The 20,261-nt window shown below is 44.8% G+C and carries 12 protein-coding genes and 1 riboswitch; all 12 genes read left to right on the forward strand.

Going from position 1 to position 20,261, the window contains the following annotated elements; genetic code table 11:
• Positions 1-36 precede the first annotated feature (36 nt).
• Complete coding sequence (locus RH949_RS07995; protein WP_446352479.1) at positions 37-2,667, forward strand: HEAT repeat domain-containing protein; 2,631 nt, start codon at positions 37-39, stop codon at positions 2,665-2,667.
• A 3-nt stretch (positions 2,668-2,670) separates the two neighbouring features.
• Positions 2,671-3,129, forward strand: coding sequence for a hypothetical protein (locus RH949_RS08000; RefSeq protein ID WP_446352480.1), 459 nt, complete (start codon positions 2,671-2,673; stop codon positions 3,127-3,129).
• 492 nt (positions 3,130-3,621) lie between these two features.
• Positions 3,622-5,049, forward strand: coding sequence for a hypothetical protein (locus tag RH949_RS08005; protein WP_446352481.1), 1,428 nt, complete (start codon positions 3,622-3,624; stop codon positions 5,047-5,049).
• A gap of 250 nt (positions 5,050-5,299) precedes the next feature.
• Positions 5,300-5,437, forward strand: a riboswitch (cyclic di-AMP (ydaO/yuaA leader).
• A 19-nt stretch (positions 5,438-5,456) separates the two neighbouring features.
• Positions 5,457-5,609 carry a hypothetical protein gene (locus RH949_RS08010; protein ID WP_446352482.1) on the forward strand — a complete coding sequence of 51 codons (153 nt, stop codon included), beginning with the start codon at positions 5,457-5,459 and terminating at the stop codon, positions 5,607-5,609.
• 250 nt (positions 5,610-5,859) lie between these two features.
• Positions 5,860-7,197 carry an SLC13 family permease gene (locus RH949_RS08015; protein ID WP_446352483.1) on the forward strand — a complete coding sequence of 446 codons (1,338 nt, stop codon included), beginning with the start codon at positions 5,860-5,862 and terminating at the stop codon, positions 7,195-7,197.
• A 25-nt stretch (positions 7,198-7,222) separates the two neighbouring features.
• A complete protein-coding gene (locus RH949_RS08020; RefSeq protein ID WP_446352484.1) occupies positions 7,223-9,025 on the forward strand; it encodes an SLC13 family permease in 1,803 nt (600 codons plus the stop codon).
• 38 nt (positions 9,026-9,063) lie between these two features.
• On the forward strand, positions 9,064-9,666 hold the full coding sequence (locus tag RH949_RS08025; protein ID WP_446352485.1) for an exopolysaccharide biosynthesis protein: 603 nt from the start codon (positions 9,064-9,066) through the stop codon (positions 9,664-9,666).
• Positions 9,667-9,874: 208 nt separating this feature from the next.
• Complete coding sequence (locus RH949_RS08030) at positions 9,875-12,664, forward strand: cation-translocating P-type ATPase (protein ID WP_446352486.1); 2,790 nt, start codon at positions 9,875-9,877, stop codon at positions 12,662-12,664.
• A 216-nt stretch (positions 12,665-12,880) separates the two neighbouring features.
• Positions 12,881-18,259 (forward strand): hypothetical protein, encoded by a 5,379-nt coding sequence (locus tag RH949_RS08035; RefSeq protein WP_446352487.1) that lies wholly within the window; start codon positions 12,881-12,883, stop codon positions 18,257-18,259.
• A gap of 53 nt (positions 18,260-18,312) precedes the next feature.
• Positions 18,313-18,783 (forward strand): hypothetical protein, encoded by a 471-nt coding sequence (locus tag RH949_RS08040; RefSeq protein ID WP_006098829.1) that lies wholly within the window; start codon positions 18,313-18,315, stop codon positions 18,781-18,783.
• A 45-nt stretch (positions 18,784-18,828) separates the two neighbouring features.
• Entirely contained in the window at positions 18,829-19,716 is an 888-nt protein-coding gene (locus RH949_RS08045) for a hypothetical protein (protein ID WP_006098973.1), read from the forward strand.
• Between the two features lie 62 nt (positions 19,717-19,778).
• A complete protein-coding gene (locus RH949_RS08050; protein WP_044205074.1) occupies positions 19,779-20,228 on the forward strand; it encodes a DUF3592 domain-containing protein in 450 nt (149 codons plus the stop codon).
• The last annotated feature ends 33 nt before the right edge of the window (positions 20,229-20,261 follow it).

Raw genomic sequence — 20,261 nt, forward strand, 5'->3', positions numbered from 1 at the left:
GGTTGGTAGGCTCATTGGACAACTTTTGAACGTGAGATGAAACATAATCAGATCGAGGAGCTAATAGAACTGCTATACACGGCTCAGGATGAGTCTACCCGCTGGCGAGCTGCTGACAGCCTAGGGAAAATCGGCACGGGCAACCCAAAGGTAATTGAAGCACTCATCGAACTGCTAGAGACAACTCAGAATGAGGAAACCCGCAGGCGAGCTGCTGACAGCCTAGGAAAAATCGACCCAGGCAACCCAAAGGCGATTGAGGTACTAACAGAACTGCTAGACAGGACTCAAGACGAGTTCACCCGCAGGCTAGCTGCTGACAGCCTAGAGAAAATTGACCCAGACAACCCCAAGGCAATTGAGGCACTCATCCAACTGCTAGATAGGACTCAGAATGAGGAAACCCGCTTGCAAGCCGCTGAAAGCCTAGAGGAAATTGGCACAGGCAACCCAAAGGTAATTGAGGCACTCATCGAACTGCTAGATAAAACTCAGGATGAGTTCACCCGCAGGCAAGTCGCTGAAAGCCTGGGGAAAATCGGCACAGGCAACCCAAAGGTAATAGAGGCACTCATACAAGTGCTACAGACAACTCAGGATGGGGACACCCGCAGCAAAGCTGCTGACAGCCTAGAGAAAAGCACAGGCAACCCAAAGGCGATTGAGGTACTCATACAACTGCTAGAAACAACTCAGGATGAGGAAACCCGCTGGCGAGCCGCTGAAAGCCTAGGGAAAATTGGCACAGGCAACCCAAAGGCGATTGAGGCACTCATACAACTGCTAGATACCAGCCGGAACGTATCCGCTCGCCAACAAGCTGTCGCCATCCTAGAGAAAATCGGTATTGGTAATCCGAAAGCTATTGCAGGACTCAGAAACTTGCAGCACCATCGCAATCCTTACACCCGTTTGCTAGTCACCGAACTCCTACCGAAAATCACGGCTCTTACGAAATCACAAACTCAACAAATTGAGGATGACTTACTCCTGTTTCTGCAAGAGACGCGAGTTAAAGACACCGTTGATCGCTATTTTTCGACTAATAACCCCAAAAAGGCAAAATTCTGTTACCATCGCATCATTGCCTGCTTAGATAAACTGCAAGAAGGTCGAGATATTATCACCCGGCGTTCTTTACTCAACTCTTATTTAAATATCTATCAACGGATTGTTAATTTCTCAATTAAAACAGGTGACTTAAACCGGGCATTCTTCTATACAGAACTTTTTCGGAATCGATATCTAGTCGAGCGAATCGCCCAACAATTTGCCCCCTTGCCGAATACGGTTACACCAGAGCTATCGGCACAAATCAATCAGGCAAAAGTAACTGAAAAGAAACAATTACAGGACTACACGAACGGAATTAATCAGAACTTAGACGAGCAGCAACTCAAACAACTAGAGATTCGCTGGGAAGACGCCAAAAAAGCCTTAGAAAGCCTCTATGCTCAAGTCGCTGTTATCGAACCTGAGTTTATTGCCAAGACAAAAGTATCCCCTCTATCCTTCCGACAAATTCAGTCTGTACTCCCATCCGATACAGCCATTCTGGAATTCTTCTTCACCGCCAACAAACTCCTAACATTATTAATTCTACCTGGAGCTAAATCTCCTAAATCCATTCCAGTAAAACTCAACCCCAAATCCATCGCCGCACTCGCTCAAACTTGGGTATCCGGCATGACGACGAAAACACCATCAAAGGAAAAAGAAGACATTAACGCAACCATCCAAACCCTCTCTGAGCAAATCAATCAAATTTCCGATTCCCTCAATTTTTCAACCTTACTCCCCCACATTCCCACTCAGATTCAGCACTTAATCATTGTCCCTCATAAATACTTACACCTTTTCCCCCTTCATGCCTTGTGGTTAAATGACCACCAGCGACTCATTGACCGCTTTGCCGTTAGTTATTTTCCCAACCTCCAAACCTGGAAAATATGCCAAAACCGCCAACGTTCTCGTCATTCCTTAATGGGTATAGAAAATCCCACCCAAGACAAAGATTTAATCTTTGCCAAAGCGGAAATGGCAAGTATCCGCCAGCGTCAACAATTTAGTCACCGGAAAATTTTCCCAGGCAAACAAGCCTCAAAAGCTGAAATTTTACACTCCGCAACTGATACCCATTGCTTCCATTTTTCAGGTCATGCCGAATACAACTTCCAGAATCCCCTCGACTCCTATCTGATGTTATCGGAAAACAGCGAAGAGAATCTCACCCTCAATACCATTTTCGCCGACTTGCATATCCCCCAAGCCGATTTAGTCACCCTTTCCGCCTGCTGCACAGGTGTTGTGGATGCCTTTCAACCCCTGGAAGAATATTTAGGACTTCCCACTGGCTTTTTACTAGCAGGTGCAAAAGCCGTTATCGGTAGTCAGTGGAAAGTTAACTCTATCGCCACCGCCTTTATTTTTGATGAGTTCTATCGCCAACTCGAACAAACCGGGAATAAAGCCATCGCCCTGAAAAATGCCCAGAACTGGCTGCGTCGCTGCACGGCTGATGAATTGCGAGAACGAGCAAACACTTGGGATTTGAGTAAACTAGAGATCACAGAAAGAATTCGTTTGGATGCAGCACTCTATTCCCTAGAAGGCATCCCCTTTGAGAATCCTTACTATTGGGCGGCGTTTATACTGACAGGATGTTAGAACATGAATAAGGAACATATCCTAATTTGTCAAGCTTTTGGTCAAATGCTAGAAAATTCAACTACTGAACTGGAGGAAAAACTAACGACCAACACTCGTGTTGCTATTGCCAGATACTTCACCCAGTTACCAGAGGAAGACCGTTTGAATCCGTCGATAATGGCAATTAAGATAGGACATTTTTGCTACAGTCCTGGTCATGAAAATTTAAAAATATGGCTGTTACGTATCTACAATAGGTTAGGTATTGACGATATCCAAAAGGTCGTTAAAAAAACAGGTGATCCGGGTGAAGAAGCGGATGCACCGACTGAACCCAATAGAATACTGATAAACGAAGGGCGTGATATCTGTCAATATTTGCAAAACTGGGCAACTCAACAGTTAAATCAAACCAATCAGCGCAATAATCCCCCGGTTCAGGGTCAAGGTAAACCAGGAAATCAAAATGCTGCCAACTGACATCCGATACTGGACAATTAGAAATCACAGTTACCCAAAGCCAACCCACCTGTGCGGGGTTAAACTATCTGAATCAGGACTTACGCAGCCACACCTTATGTATTGGTTACGGTGCGTTACGCTACTGCCGTGACTCAGCTAAAATGGTGCAATAGATTGGGTTCGTAGTGAGGGCTTTAGCCCTCTCCAGCTAGGCGTTAGAGAACTAAAGTTCTCACTACAAACAAAGTCCTATTTTAGTTGGTCACGCCACTACTGGACTAACATAGCTAAAATGGTGGAATAGATTGGGTTCGTAGTGAGGGAACTTTAGCCCTCTCCAGCTAGGCGTTAGAGAACTAAAGTTCTCACTACAAACAAAGTCCTATTTTAGTTGGTCACGCCACCACAGATAAAGCTTTTTCGCAAGTCCTATGAATTATTCATAAATTGTATCAGCAGGCTCCATTTATATAATCCCAGACCTTAAGTCTGAGGGCAACAAGTTTAACCATGAATCCCACCCAAACCAGTACCACAATTAAACTTTTATCCCCCACGCTGCACCTCTATCATTACGTGCTGCGAAATAGCCTCAACGAACGCCCAGAAACCACAGACAAGCGGCGGCAATTCTTCCAAGAAAACCTACAAAACCTCTCCACCCACCTCACCAGCAGCACCAATAAACGGGCATCAGATTTCGTTCAACTCATCCCCATTGAACAAGAATTAGCCCCCTCTGGAAACGTCCTCGATTTCACCACTGTTCCGCCAGAATGCCAAAAACCCAATAATGACCGACTGTATTTAGAAACAGGAATTATTCACAGTCGCCTAGTTGCAAGTCGCCTCAATGACACCTACCTGCTGCGCTTCACCAGCTACGTTCCCTCAATTCACCAACAACAAGCCCTACCCATTTTTGCGAATCTAGGTGAACATATTGCCAACTTACCTCTGGAACTCGGACAAACCGTCATCCTGGGCGGAATTTTACCCAATTCCTACTATTCCCCTCGCGATATTCCCCAAATCGCCGCCAATTGTCTCAGTCACTACTATGGCACACCCATTGACCCAAATAACCTGAGAGTTGAGGAATTTTTAAACAGCCCATTTTGTATTTACGCCAAACCCGTTACTATCCAAAAATTTAATAACTATGCTATCGAATCTATCCATCTAAGCTGTGTTTTCCTCTATCAAGACCCAACCATTGAGCAGCAAGCCGATAAAGTGTATCGCATCTGCCAAGATATGCTACTCAGTTATCATAAAATTCACTTCTTCCATTCCCAAAGCATTATCTTAAAAAAGATCCTCAGTCAACAGTACGAAGCTATCGAACGACTCACAGAGGATTACAATCAACAAAAATGGGATAGTCAATCCCTGAAAAAGCTACCGCAAGACTCTCTGGACTATTATAAAAAGCTCTCCTTCCTGCAAGACCAATCCAAAACCGTTGGCGTCAACTTAAAGAATTATCAAGAATGTCTCCGACAAATTCAACAGCAAACCGGACAGATCCCACCGCAATTCTTCACAGAATTCGAGCAAGAGATTAGTTTTTACCGGGAACAAATGGAAGCGAATATTGGTTTTCTCAGTCCCGGTATTCAACTCTATGAAAAACTCATGCTGAGTGTACAAACCCAAGTTAGCATTGATGAAGCCGCCCATCAAAATCAGCAGAATCAACAACAAGCGAAACTGGGGCAAATCTTAGCAGGTGTGGGTGCGGCGATTGGCGTCGGTCAAATTATTGAAGCCCCCATCACCGCCACAGTTTCTCACCGTCTGGATCAAGGTAAACCTGAACCCTCAATCGCGAGTTCTTGGCTAGGGGCATCATTGAGTGTTCTTCTCAGTATTGGCATTGGTTATTGTATCAGTTTAGCCGTTTATCGATGGTTTACTCAGTCCAAAGTATCGTAACCTTTCCTCGGCAACCCAAATAGAGTCTGCTGAATAAGTTTTGTGGGGGGTAGGGAGCTGGGGAAGCTGGGGAAGCTGGGAAAGCTGGGGGAGCAAGGGTAAATTTTTCCTGATAGCGGTGCAAGGTTTTTGATGAGTTTGATTCTCTTTCCTGGAATGTGAACAAACTCTATTGACTTTTTTTGCCCACAGCAATATAATAAAAGGTTAAGTAGAGTAAGTCAGCTTAATCCAAGACTTCACCAAGAAATCTGTTTCAGTGACAAGGTGAAGCTGGAGCGGGGGAACCAACTTTTGGGGCATATCTCACACTCGAAACCCGAGTCGAGAGGGACAACTCTCAGTCCTAGCCCGTCAGCTAACTCCGTAGGCATTGGGAGGAGACTGAAGAATCAGCATTTTTAGGAATGTCTCGATTTCATCAGTTTCAGGCGCTGGTACTGCTCAGTTTTTTGTACCTGCTTTTTGAAGTTGAGGCGTTGTCCATGTCGTTTCAGTTCAGTTTTGCGGCAATTTGTTCCGGGTGTAATGGGTATACGGTGACGAGAGGATATCACTGACTAAAACACCAGTCTAGTACTCCAAATCGATGCAAGAATGCCCACAATAATGTAACAAAAGCAACCCAATTAGCCCTTTGGTAGAGACTTTTCTTAGCAGTCTCTACTAACTGCTATAACTAGACCTAGGTTATAGGCATGGGGTTGTTTTTTCTACCCAATCTGCTTTTGTTATCCCCTTTATCCTTTGGGTACTTTTTACTGTTCGTTGAACATCTTCCCCTTATCCACTTCAATCATCAGGGAATTTATGGAAACTTGGTCTCAGATTATTGCATTTTCAACGTTTGTGGGTGTCATTCTCTTGGTTATGACCGAATGGATGCATCTAACAATTGCGGCTTTTTTGGGGGCATTACTGCTAATTTTTGTCCACGTTATGACGCTGAACGAAGCCGTTGGCTACATCAGTCAGAGTTATGCTACCCTGGCTTTATTCTTTGGCGTAATGGTTCTAGTCCGGGCATTTGAACCCACTAAAGTGTTTGACTACTTGGCTACACAAATGGTGGTATTAGCGGGAGGAGAAGGAAAGCGACTTCTGCTGGGAATTGTTGCCATTACTACTCCAATTTGTGCCATGTTGCCGAATGCGACAACGGTAATGTTATTAGCCCCTTTAGTGCCACCCTTGGCGCAGGAACTTGGGGTAAACTTCGTGCCATTACTAATTTTAATGGTGTTGGTGGCTAATAGTGCTGGATTACTTACACTTGTCGGTGATCCGGCAACATTTATTGTCGGAGATGCCGTCAATATCAGCTTTACCGACTACTTGTTTCAGTTGAGTTTAGGGGGGGTCATTGCTGTTGCCGTGATTGTCGTCATGCTGCCCTTTTTATTCCCAAAAACTTGGCATAAAAAGCTGGATAATTTGAATCAACTGCCCCAACCTAAAATCAATCATCCTAGAGTTTTAATCGCTGGGGGGTTTATCATGGCGTTTGTGCTGGTGTTTTTTGTCGTAGGAGAATCTCTGCCTATTCCAATTTCCCCAGCGGCTGTCGCTTTGATGGGAGCAGCGTTAGCGTTACTGTTGGCTCACCATAGCAAGATTGATACCGTTAACAACATCTTACGGGATGTAGACTGGAGTACCTTGCTATTTTTTATGTCTATTTTTGTGATCATTGGTGGACTGGAAAAAACGGGTATCGTCAGCGGTTTATCCAGACTATTAGCCGTACTACTGGGACGAAATATTTTCCTCGGTTCACTCTTGCTACTTTTCTTAGTTGGTTTACTATCCAGTGTTGTTCCCAATATTCCTCTAGTTGTGGCAATGGTGCCACTGCTTAAACAGTATCTGGTTAACGTGGGTTCTGTGGGAGCAGATGTCCTATCTCCAACCTTTGAGGGTCAATTTCCCCCAGAAGTATTACCTCTTTTCTATGCCATGATGTTTGGGGCTACCTTGGGAGGGAATGGCACACTCGTTGGCGCTTCTTCCAATATCGTAGCGGCGGGTATTTCTGAACTCCATGGACGCCGGATTTCGTTTAAAACCTTTTTGCGTTACGGCGTACCTGTAATGGTGATACAACTCGTAACGGCAGCTTTATATATTACGATTCGCTTTTTCTTCTAATTCCAAATTTACTTGTAAATAATCTATGCAAATTGCCCTCACCCTTGGCATTTTAATTCTCGCTTTAATTGCGTTTATTGCCGAATGGTTTCCTGTCGATGTCACCGCTCTGCTTATTGCCGTTGTCTTAATGCTGTTGGGATTAGTTACCCCGGAAGAAGGAATCTCTGGCTTTAGTAACTCGGCTACCATTACAGTAATGGCAATGTTTATCCTGAGTGAAGGAATTGGACGCACGGGTGTGATTCAAGTGGTTAGAGACGTGCTGATTAAATGGGGCGGAAAAAATCCCAGACAACAAATTTTTGTCATGGGGGCGATTGTCGGTTCGATTACTGCCTTTATCAACAATACGGCGGTTGTTGCTGTCTTTTTACCCATTGTGGAAGATTGGGGTAAAAAGCAAAATATCTCCGTGTCTAAACTGCTCATTCCCCTATCTTATGCCACGGTGTTAGGGGGAATGATTACCTTAATTGGCACCTCCACTAATATTGTGGCAAGTGGTATATCTAAGGAATTAGGATATGGCGAATTCGGATTATTTCAGTTTACTCCTTTGGGTATTATTACCTTTATGGTTGGATTACTCTACCTGACTCTCGCCGCACCCCGACTTCTGCCCGATCGCAAACCATCCAGCAGCGATTTAGTTGCCCAAGATTACGGTCTTAATGATTATGTTAGCGAAGTTGTGGTCACCCCGCGATCGAGTTTAGTCGGACAAACGCTACGTTCTAGTAAAATTCAGCGGACGTTCGATTTAGACGTACTGGAAATCATTCGTAATGATATCCACTTCCCTCAACCCTTGGCTGATAAAACCTTAGCCGTTGGAGATATTTTACTCGTGCGGGGGAGCCGAGAGGATTTATTAAAAATTAGAACCAAACGGGGACTATATATCCTGCCAGAGGTTCAGTTTGGCGGGAAAGCTTTCGGGGAAACTGAACTCAGTTCAGCGGAAGAAGGCGTGGCTGAAGTCTTAATTCTCTCCAACGCCAATCTTGTTGGTTCGACGCTGAAAGAATTACGGTTTCGCCAACGCTATAATGTTACAGTATTGGCAATTCGGCGAGGAGAAGAACTGCTGCGAGAACGAATCGGTCAAATTCCCTTACGGTTTGGCGATTTGCTTTTAGTCCAAGGTCCCAAGCAAAGTTTAATCGGATTACAAACCAGTCGCGATTTACTGGTCATTGAACAGCGAGACACCGAAACCCTCCGCCAAGATAAGCTAGGAATTGCCCTGGCGATTGTGCTGGGTGTTGTGGTTATTGCTGCCTTCGATTGGGTACCTATCTTAGTAACGGCATTAGCAGGAGTTATTTTGATGATTGTAACAGGCTGTCTGAAACCGGGAGAGATGTATAATGCCGTGCGCTGGGATATTATTTTCCTTTTAGCCGGACTTTTTCCACTCGGTATCGCGATGGATAAATCGGGAGCAACGGAATGGTTAGCGAGTCATTTAGTTGCCATGGGTGGGAATCTTTCGGGTTACTGGATTTTAATGTTCTTCTACTTAGCTACGTCCATACTCACCGAACTCCTTTCCAATAATGCTGCCGTAATTCTGATGATACCCATTGCCGCAAACGTTGCCACAACGCTGCATCTTAATCCCCTTGCCTTTATGTTTGCTGTCACCTTTGCCGCTTCTAATAGTTACCTGACTCCAATTGGCTACCAGACGAATACAATGGTTTATGGACCGGGTGGCTATAAGTTTCTGGATTTCACTCGAATTGGTGCGCCTCTCAATTTGCTGCTGACGGTAATAACGCCGATGCTGATTATTTGGTTGTATGGTTTAGCACCGACTTGACAAATGACAAATGACCAATGACAAATGACCAATAACAAATGCACCTAAAATTTACTCAAGACATTGAATCCCTACTCAGCCGATTAACCCATCAACCCCTAACGCTTAGAGATATTCTCATAGAAACCTCTGAGCGAGGATTCAGCTTGGTCATTGGCTTATTAGTTTTACCCTTTTTGTTTCCCATGCCTCCCGGAGCATCAAGTGTATTAGGATTAGGCTGCTTAGTGTTATCCGTACAAATGGCTTTAGGACGGCGAAAACCGTGGTTACCGCGAAAAGTAGCCAACTTTCGATTTCCCCCTAGCCTGAGTTTAAAACTGCTCAAAAATTTGAAGCGAGTGATGAGGGTGCTGGAAAAAATTGTGCGCCCTCGTTGGCTAACTGTAGCGGAAAGTCCTAAAGTCTGGCGCTGGAATGGGTGTTGTATGTCTTGGCTAACTCTACTACTGATATTACCGTTTCCGTTCACGAATCCGATGCCAACTGCTCCCATTTTGTTATTGGTTGTTGCTACTTTAGAGCAAGATGGTTTGCTGATGTGTGTGGGATATGGATTAACCGCTTTAGTGACTCTAGCTTTTGCTTTTATTGCTTATGCCCTCTGGCAAAGTACTCATTTACTGCCTATTTCATTTTGAAAAAATAGTGGATAATAGAATTGGATAAAAACAATAGAGTGATCGAGGATTTTTTCTGAATAAAAGCTAGTCAACGTCAGGTATCTGGCAAAACAACTCATCGAGAGCGCTAAGTTAAAAATTCCCCCCAAGGGCGGATTTTAGGTGTCTCATTTTTTAGTTAGGTTTATTCCGCAACGTTTTCCGCTTAGACTAATCACCGCCAACTATGTCATTTACTACACCCTCATCTGCATCTTCAAGTCCTCTTCCCGATACCACTCAACCCTGGCATACCCTGGATATTGAGCAAGCACTAGAACATCTAGAAAGTGACCCTGACAGGGGTTTAACCCCCGCACAAATTAGCCAGAGACAGCAGCAGTATGGGTTAAATGAATTAACAGAAACAGGGGGGCGTAGTCCTCTGGCAATCTTATGGGATCAGTTCACCAATATCATGTTAGTGATGCTGATTGCCGTAGCCATCGTGTCAGCAATCCTGGATTTAGGCAATGGGGTATTTCCCAAAGACGCGATCGCGATTTTTGCGATCGTGATTTTAAATGGTTTGTTGGGCTATCTGCAAGAAAGCCGTGCTGAAAAAGCCCTCGCCGCCCTCAAACGCCTTTCTTCCCCCAAAGTGCGGGTGCTGCGAGACGGGAAACTGATGGAAATTTCCGGTAAGGAATTGGTGCCGGGAGATGTCATGCTATTAGAAGCTGGGGTACAAGTCTCGGCTGATGGTCGCCTAATTGAGGCACAAAACCTGCAAATCCGCGAATCTGCCCTAACCGGGGAAGCCGAGGCGGTACACAAGCAACCCGACGCGCAACTGAGTGAAGACGCCCCCTTAGGCGATCGCATAACCCTGGTATTTCAGGGAACCGAAGTCATTCAGGGACGAGCCAAGGTACTGGTGACTAACACCGGGATGCAGACGGAATTAGGGCGAATTGCCACAATGCTGCAATCGGTGGAAACGGAAGCCACGCCGCTACAGCAGCGGATGTCTCAGTTGGGAAATGTCTTAGTCAGTGGTTCCCTAATCTTAGTGGCGCTGGTTGTTGTTGGCGGTATGCTGAACCGGGGGTTGGGACTGTTTGAAGAACTTTTAGAAGTATCCTTAAGTATGGCAGTGGCAGTTGTCCCGGAAGGTTTACCTGCTGTGGTTACCGTTACCCTGGCGATCGGCACACAGCGGATGGTGCGCCGCCACGCCTTGATTCGTAAGCTACCAGCGGTGGAAACCCTGGGTTCTGTGACAACAATATGTTCCGACAAAACGGGTACTCTCACCCAAAACAAAATGGTTGTCCAGTTCGTTCACACCCCTGGAGATACCTTTGCGGTGACGGGTGAAGGCTATGCACCGATTGGAGAATTCCGGATTCAGGAATCAGCGATTACCGTTGAAGACTATCCCGACTTGCAAACCCTGTTAACCGCTTGTGTCGTATGCAATGATGCCCGATTGCAGCAGGAAAAGCAGGAATGGACGATCTTGGGTGATCCAACCGAGGGGGCGTTGCTATCCTTGGCAGGTAAGGCAGGTTTTTTTGAAGAATCCTTGCGTCAACAGTTACCCCGAGTTGCCGAGTTTCCCTTTTCCTCTGAACGCAAGCGCATGAGTGCGATCGCTCAGACGCAAAATGGGGAAGAGGTGACATCCTATATCATGTTTACCAAAGGCTCACCGGAGCTAATTTTAGAGCGTTGCACCCGGATTCAGGAGGGTGAACTCACGCCGGAACAACGGGGGCAGATTCTGGCACAAAATAACCAGATGGCTGGGAAAGGTTTGCGGGTATTGGGATTTGCCTATAAGCTCTTGTCAGACATACCTCCGGACGGTGCTTGGGAAGACAGCGAGCAAGAATTAATCTGGCTGGGGTTAGTGGGAATGCTGGATGCGCCGCGCCCAGAGGTACGGGAGGCTGTGGCTCAATGTCGGGAGGCGGGAATTCGCCCAGTGATGATTACAGGCGATCATCAGTTAACAGCACGCGCGATCGCAACTAATTTGGGCATTGCTAAAGAGGGGGATATTGTTCTCACCGGACAAGAGTTGCAAAAACTCTCTCAAGCTGAATTAGAGCAACAGGTGAACCAGGTAAGTATTTATGCCCGCGTCTCCCCGGAACATAAACTGCGAATTGTCCAAGCGTTGCAAACTCAAGGTGAATTTGTGGCAATGACGGGGGATGGAGTCAATGACGCCCCCGCCCTCAAGCAAGCGGATATCGGTGTGGCGATGGGTATTACGGGTACCGATGTGAGTAAAGAAGCCAGCGATATGATTCTGCTGGATGACAATTTCGCCACTATCGTTCATGCGGTGGAAGAAGGTCGAGTGGTGTATACGAATATTCGCCGCTTCATTAAATATATTCTGGGCAGCAACATCGGGGAAGTGCTAACTATTGCATCGGCACCCTTAATTGGCTTGGGAGGCGTTCCCCTTTCCCCCCTACAAATTCTGTGGATGAACCTCGTCACCGACGGATTACCCGCCCTCGCCCTGGCAATGGAACCCGCCGAACCCAACGTGATGCGGCGTCCCCCCTACAATCCGCGCGAGAGTATTTTTGCCCGTGGGTTGGGGCTTTACATGGTGCGGATTGGGATTATATTGGCGATCTTGACCATCATACTCATGGTCTGGGCATATAACTACGCCCAGGAATCGGGAGATCCTGATCGGTGGAAAACGATGGTATTCACCACCCTATGTTTAGCCCAGATGGGACACGCGATCGCGATTCGTTCTGATACTCAGCTAACGGTGCAACTGAATCCCTTCTCCAATCCTTATGTTCTGAGTGCTGTCACCTTGACCACGGCATTACAATTAATGCTAATTTATGTGGCTCCCCTACGGGATTTCTTTGGCACTCACTGGTTAAGTCCTCAAGAACTGTTAATTTGTCTTGGTTTTAGTGCTTTAATGTTTGTTTGGATTGAACTGGAAAAACTGGTGATTAACTGGTTCAGACGTCGGCAAACGGCGATAGGTTAACCGGAACCTACTCTAAAAGGTGATCATACCATTTCTCTTGAATCGGAGATGATCACCCCCACAGCTACTGACTCAACCATGCGATCGCGCCCCTTAACAAAACTTATTTAGCTAGCTGCCTAAATTTTAATCAAAATTTAATCAATTTCCAGCACTAAGCAGGTAAAATAGAATAATTCTTCAGCAGAATCACCGCTATCGTTGAGGCACTCGGCAATGTCTTCTCACGAACACCTCTGGAAAAAAGGCTTCTCAAAGCCCAATTCGACACCTGTGCCGAATCCCTTCAAAATACAGAGGCGTCGTGTCAAAGCCTTATCACCAAATTTATCGCCAAAGGAAAAACTACAGCTAAAACAGCAAGCTGATCAAATCTCCCAGTTGGGTTATAACTCCCTCAACATTCCGATTAAAGCTCCAGATCCCACAACAACCCAAGCGATTCCGAGTCAGCCCAACTCAGGTGATGTGACAAATCAGCCGACAACGCCAGCCGCTGATGCTGTAAATATTCAAGCAGATGGGTTAGATGATTTAGACGATCAAGAAGAGACGAATGAGCGCGACGAGATTTCTTTAGCTTCAGCCTCCGATGGTTCCGCATCAGATGATACTAGAGAGCGTCAGGAAATATCCGACAGTGAAGCCGAGGAAATCGCTGAACCCCAGGTAAACAAGGTTGAGAATCCAGAAGAAGAAACTGAAATCCAAGCGAAAGCGAAACAACCCGCTCGTAATTTCCTAGAACTCCCCATCAACGCTCCGGGTAAATCGCCATCCTCTATACAAAGACAAGGGAACTTGGGGGAATTCGGCAATTCGATTCAACAGCAGCCCGTTGAAACTGAGGAAAAAGTTGAGCCAGAAGCTGAACAAGAGCTGCAGGAAGAAGATGAAACTATCCAGCGTCAGGAAATGCCCGATAGCGAAGCTGAGGCAATACCTGAATCAGAAGTAGATAGTATTGAAAACCCAGAAGAAGAGCCTGATATCCAAGCTAAAGTTGAACAACCGAAGCATAATTTATCAGAACTCCTCGCCAACGCTTCAAGTACACCACCATCATCTATACAAAGACAGGATGACTTGGGGGAATCGGGAAATCCAATTCAACAGCAGCTAGTTGAAAACGAGGAAAAACTAGAACCTGAAGCTAAACAAGAGCCGCCGGAGTTGGATGAAACCATCCAACACCAAGAAATACCAGATGCTGAAGAAGATGAGATATTATCGAGTGAACCTCAAACCGTTCAGCGCCAGTCTGAAACACCTGACATACCAGATCAAGAGAAAGAAAAATCAGAAGATTATCACAATTTCCTCGAAATTCCGATAAACGTTCCAGGTACACCGTCATCCTCCATTCAGAGACAAGTAAACTTTGGCAGGTTGTCGAATCAGGTTGTCCAGCCAATAAAACCTACCTCTAACCCCGGATTAAATCGACTCAATACCTTCAAATCACAGCGGATTAATTCGCCTGTGAATCCAGTCAATCCCGTATTGAATCAATCATCATCTCATACAGTTGAGCGTCAAGAAAGTAGCACTGAGGAAAAAATTTCACGAAAGGTTACAACGTCGGAAGAATTTAGACCTGTTAAAGAAGGAGAACAAGAGGAAGATAATAAACCGGATACTTCAGTTTCAGAAGAGGTTCCTAGTGAAGAGGAAACTACTGAAGTTTCCTCGACAAAATCAACGCTCACAACTAATACTCATAACGATAACAAAAATACTTCTAACAAATCACAGGAGAAGCCATCAAAAGCTCTTAATGAACAAGAACAACCTGAAACAGAGAGTAAACCCGAATCTGAAACTACAACAGGATCGGATGCTCAAGAAGTCGAGCTGGCTGTAGAGGAGGCTAAAACTGAACTTGGAGCCAAGGTCACCGAACCAGCGCAAGGTAGCAAGGATAGTGAAATTGCTCAAGCTGATACAGCAAAAGAAGAAGCGACACAACAGAACAAGTCAACTGAAGAGTCTACAGAAGCAGTAGCTGTAGACAATGAAGCTAATCCAGAAACGGTTGCTGGTGAGGATACGACTCAAGGAGATCTAGATAGTCAGCAAACAGAACAAACAGAAAAGGTTGCCCAGACTGCCCAAGCTGAAAGTGCTGTAGCCGAAACCAGCACCCAGATGGAGGCGGCTCAGTCCAATGTGGAACAGTTACCCACTGCACAACCAAACTTTGTTCCTAGTCAACCCAAAGCAATGTTCTTAACTACGGAGGATAACAGTGCTACTGTAGGAGCAGAGAATGTATTGGGTTCGGTTGGTGACGGTGTAGTCCTTTTCCAGACAAATAATCCGGAGCAGTTTCAGACAGATGAAAATGGCGGCGGGTTAGTTCAGCAGATTCCTGCCAGTGGTGTTGCTGCAATTGAAGAAGGTAAGCAGCAAGAATCACAAGCTGCCTTAGCACAATTTATGTCCGATGGTGCAACCAGTGTGTCTCAGGTGACAGACGCGGGTCAAACCATTCAGCCACGCATCCAGGAAGCAACTACTCAAGCTCAGGCTTCAATTGATGCGGCTATCCAACAAAATCAGACGACTGTCGCTAATGCTATTGCTCAAGCTCGTGCAAAAGCGAAAACTCAAGCAACAGAGGCGCAAAATCAATTAAAAACACAGTATAAAGCTACAGAATCAGCCATCAAACAGCCAACGGCGGATGCTCGTGAACGAATTGAGACAGAACATACCACATCCCTTGAATCTTTAACACGGCTCCAGACTGATATGGTCGAGGCAGTCAATAATTGCTTCGCTACCGCAGAAATTAATGCCCGTGCTTTAGGCACAACTTTGGGGGGCGAGGCAATTGCTAAAGGGCAAGCCAGAAGTCAGCAGTACAGCCAAGAACCCCTTCCAGAAACTAGCGGTTGGGATGATTTTTGGGATGGCGAGGACTACCACAAAAATCGGCGTAAGGCTAAAGAGGATGCGGCTCTACAGGTAGGGCAAGCTTATAATGAGGAGCTAGTTACCAAGGCAAACGAGTCGGCTGACCAGTTAATAGCTAACAAGTCGAGTGTTCTCGAAGGTGTTCAGACCAAGATAGAGGAAACTCGCGCTCAAATTGAAGCCAAACACACAGCAGCACTAACGGAACTCGACCAAGCGGAAAGCTCGTCCCTCTTAGCGGCTAATAAAACCCTACAGAGTCAATCCCAGGCAGTTGAACAGGCTCTGAGCCAAACACTGGCTTCTCTGGATCAACTGAAGACAACCCAGCTTGAGCAGGTTAACCAGGTTGGTGAACAGCAGAAATTAGCAATTCACCAAACCGAACAGCAATCCATTGCTGCGCTTCAGCAAGGGGTTAGCGAAGCGGCTGCAAGTGTTGAAGCAACACTCCAGCAGATGGCTAGTGAAGCAAGTGGCGTTGAATGTCCTAACCCAGAGGCTCTCAAAGCCACTCTAGCCAATGCTAGAGAACAGCTAAACTATGTAGTTGCTGAGGCACAAAACACAGTTGAGACAGGAATTACCGAGTCCTCTCAGGGCATACTCGAACAAAGTCAGCAAGCTATCCAAAGTTTAGATGAGGTGGGTCAGCAGACGAGCGAGCTATCCGAGCAAGTTCTAGGAGATTTCAGCACTAGCCTAACTCAAGTTACGGATAGCGCTAGCCAAGTTTTCACTGACTTACAAAATAAACATACTGAAACTGTCAGGGGAACAGCCGATCGAGTTGTTGAGGAACTTAAAGGATTAATTAACGATGTTGACCAAGCGTTCAAGACAGTAGGGGAAAATCTCAAAACTGAGTTAGAAAACAGCGTTACTCAGCTCGAAACTGACCTGAGAAGTTCCCTCTCCGAACTTGATTCTAAGATTACCGAGGAAGCTGACAAGGCAGCGGATAAGGTTCAGCCTGCGTGGAAAGGCTGGGTCAAGATTATCATTGACATTGCGATCGCAATTGTTGTCACCGCGGCGATAGTTGCACTGGCTAGTACAGGCATTGGTTTATTAGCCACGATTGGTTTAGCCGCTCTTATCGGCGCTGCGGGTGGTGTGACAAAACAACTATTGCACGATGCTGTAGATGGAGAAATTTCTTCAAAAGAGGTTTACTTCAGAGAAGCTGTACTTGGAGCAGTGGCTGGTGTCATTACTCTTGCAGGTGCAGGAGCTGGCAATGCCGCCAGCAGCTTTATTGGTAAGCAACTGTTAGCTAAAGGTATAACTAATCAAGTCCTCACCAAAGCAGCCACAATGGGGGCAGAAGTTGTTGTCGGAACTGTTATTGACACAGTTGGTGCTGGCCTCACTGATACATTGAAACGGGCAATGAGTGGTGAAGAGTTCTCTTTGGAGACAGCATTCCAGGCGATGTACGGTAGCGTTGGAGTTAACTTCCTTGGTAATCTCGGTGGTACGATCCTAGCACCCTACCTTGGTGGCTTCTATAGCAAGACTGGGCTTGGAGGAGCCACGACGAAGGAAGTAGGACAACAAGTTACCAGAGAAGTCACCGAAGAGGTCACAGAGCAAGTCACTAAAGAAGTTTCTCAAGAAGTTACTGAACAAGTTACCAAGGAAGTTGGAGAGGAAGTATCTGCACAAGTGACTAAAGAGGTAGCTGAAGAAGTTACTGAGCAAGTGACCAAAGAGGTTACCGAAGAAGTAACTCAACAAGTCACTAAAGAAGTGACGGAAGAAGCTACGGAACAAACCGTTAAAGAAGTTACCCAAGAGACTACAGAACAAGTTACCAAGGATATCACAGAGGAAACTACAGAAAAAGCGACGAAACAGGCAACTGGAGAAACAGCGGAGCAAACTACAAAAGAAGTTACTGAAGAAGCTACGGGAGAAACTACAGAACAAGCCACTAAAACAATTAAAACAGATGAAACACCTAATGGACGTAGTAGCCATACAGGGGAGCCTCAAGTTGAGCCTGGTGTGGTTGCCAAACAGAAAGCTGCTGATGGACATGAAATCAAAGTTTTAGAAGATGGTCGCGTTGTTCGTTGTTCAGACTGTGGAGAAATCAGAACGCAATATGCAAACGAACTTGCCGATCCTAAAAATAGTCACCTTAAATCTCAACTCGATGAAGTTGAAGCAATCCCTGACCCAGACCTTAAGGCCAAACAAGCCGCAGAGTTAGAGCAAGAGCTTGCTAATATTAGAAGGCGGACAGCTCAGATAGAGGAATCAAGAAAGCGCTTTGATAATTTCCGAGAACCTGTAGATCCCAAAGACATTAAAGGCGCACAACCTGTTGAAGGCAGCGGTACAGCCGGACATGCAAGGTCTAAACATGGCGTATCCAATCAAACTCAAGCTGAGATTTTAAATAACCCTGAACGTATATTTAGTGGAAGGAATAAAAATGGGAGAGAAGTGGACATATACTACAAAGATGGTAGCATAGTAATCACAGAAGCCGGAAGGAAAAATTCAGTGATCACAGCTTATGGTTCAGTAAGCAGTAAGGGCAATGCGACACCAGTAGATCCCCAGAAATGGGCAGGTGATTCCAGCTATGTTGAAATCAAAGTAGAGGGTTCAAATGAAGTGATCTACCCTAATCCCGATCGCTTTAACTTAGATGATTGGCCTTGAGACAAAGACTAACAAGAGAAAATCAAAAAGCCTTGGTGCTTTAAGGATTGATTATGAAAGAAAGCAATTCAATTGAACAAAAGCTATGGCAAATCCCTATGAAAGTCAACTCAACAAAAGAGGATTTTTCTGAAATCATTATTTTTTTGATCAGTAAGCTTTCTGATTACTTGCAACAGCAAATTGAAATAATTGATAAGACTATTGAAGAGTCAATAGTCGATGAGGAGTCATTTTGTTGTTGTATTCGTAGTGCTAGATCCCTTGGTGGTCCTTTGACTATAGCCTGGGAGGGAAGGTTAGGAATGGAACCTATAGAGGGCAAAGCTTGTGTAAGTGCATCTCTCTTTCTTTTTAGCCAAAATAATCGTTTGGCTGTTACTGGACAGGAAAGTAGTTATTTAGAGTTGGTATATGAACCATCTGATAACAGCGAAGGTCGTTGGCGTTCTCAAGGCTGGCTAGAAGATGTGTATGGCGAATTTGAGAGTATTAATCAATACTCTGGTCAACTCCCCAGTTAAATATCTAGAGTAATTAAATCAGTTAATTAATATAATATACTAAATATGGAAATTAAAGAAACACAATACCTTTGTACGGATTCTGATGGAACTCGATATTTTTTAATTCCGGTTACTCAAGAACTGCCTAGTGGCGATTTTATCATCTACACCATTGGGGGTGAGAAAAAGAAAGTAGATTCAGCAAGATTAGCTGATTTTGAAATTTCGGAGGAGGAGGCGAAAACTCATCTCTATGCCGAAATGAGTCAAGCTATGGATCAGGCTAAAAGTACAATAACTAGTCTGCTAACCTTCGCAACTCAAGTCGGTTTACAAAAAGCTCCGTCACAAAGCAGTACATCTTCCGTTCAAACTCAAGAAGGGTTAAAGATCATCTCTTCCCTTTTAGGAATATCACCAGAGGTACTAAAAAGTAATCCTAAAGCAGCCCAAGAAAGCTTTAGCAAACTCTTAGATAGTCTCAAGGTAACGATAGAAACCGCAACTGCCCAAGACTCAGAGCAACTAGAAAAGCTCCGGGAACAGATGCATACTGTGCAACAAAGGCTGCAAAAGCAGGGAATCAAAGTAGATGCAGATTTGGAGGAATTGTCCAATCAACTGCGGGAGTGGTATCTATCGACTAACTCTGAACAAAACCTCGAAGAAATGTCAGATAACTTGCGGAAGTTTGCCGACCAACTTGACCAATTGCTAGCAGAGGCTAAAGAAAATGATGATCAACTATCTCTAGCTTTCCTCAAAGGACTAAGGGGCTTTTTATCTACCCCAGAAGATGATATTCACGAACAGGACAAAAGACAGCAAGAATATAGAAAAGATGCACGAGAGTCAATAGAACGGGCGCGTCAAGGACGTAAAATTCCATCATTTAGTTTTGATGACTTGCTATCTAAGTCTAATCAGACCAAACCAAGTAATAAAGGTTAGCATAACAAGAACGAATTATATTCTTGAAAAGATAATTTAATTATACCTTTTAAATTAGATTTATGGACAAAATAATCACATGGACTTTAGTGTTAATTTTCCCCATTACTATAATTATCTTTGTGTTAGTCTTTAATATATTCACTTTTATAGAATGGAAGACAGCAAAAGAGATTCACGATTCTGGGATCACTACTCAAGCCACAGTGATTGAACTTGACAAAAGTATTGGGCTTAAAGCACCCAATTCTTATTTTATAAAGTACCGCTATAAAATCAATGAATCTGGAGAAGATGTCACCACTTATACAAAAAAGAAGCAAATAAACGAAAACTTATATCAACGTTTGAAACCTAACTCCCAAGTAACAATATCGTATCTGCTCTCTGAGCCAAAGATATCAGATGTTCAAGGCAATAAAGTGCTAGATAGAAGATTGATAGTTTGTTTTTCTATTGATGTAGCTTTTATACTTTTTATATTGTCAGTATTACTAAAGGTTAAAAATTGAGCGGAAATCATCTAGTTTATTGGAACTATAGCA

The sequence above is a fragment of the Coleofasciculus sp. A1-SPW-01 genome, from assembly GCF_040217205.1.
Classification (GTDB): Bacteria; Cyanobacteriota; Cyanobacteriia; order Cyanobacteriales; family Coleofasciculaceae; genus Coleofasciculus; species Coleofasciculus chthonoplastes_A.